Annotated in this window: 1 pseudogene; it reads right to left on the bottom strand. The window is 50.0% G+C overall.

Going from position 1 to position 454, the window contains the following annotated elements:
- A pseudogene (locus tag ACTHUR_RS20580) lies at positions 1-368 on the bottom strand (putative lipopolysaccharide heptosyltransferase III); the annotation flags it as partial.
- Between the last annotated feature and the right edge of the window lie 86 nt (positions 369-454).

The following is a 454-nucleotide window of genomic DNA, read 5'->3' as shown; positions in this document are numbered from 1 at the left end:
TCACGCTTGATGCAGTCCAAACCCACGCTGCAACGGGCGCACAGTTTGGCGATTACCGCCGCGCGCCATTGATCGGACAGGTTGAAAGCCCAGTCATAATCACGCGCCTTCAGCTTTGAAAAAAGGTTTTTCTCACATGCCAACTGCTTGAATACGCCCAGCTTCTTCCAATTTCGATCAATGGTAAAAATCTGCGTAATCTGCGGATTATCGGCAATCAGCTGCTCCGTACCGGCGTATACCAGCATATCGATTTCGCAATCTGGGAAACGGGTGTTCAGCGCATCGACCACCGGCGGGCTCAAAAGCACATCGCCATGATGGCGCAATTTGATGATCAGAATACGTTTGGGTGGGGCTAAAGACATACAAAACTTTCAGACGGCCTGGTGAGTGGCTGCTATTGGAAAGCGGAAAACAGGTTTCATAAAATACAAAGCAGGCCGTCTGAAAC

The sequence above is a fragment of the Neisseria sp. P0021.S007 genome (assembly GCF_051956855.1).
This window is presented reverse-complemented; position numbering and strand designations above follow the sequence as displayed.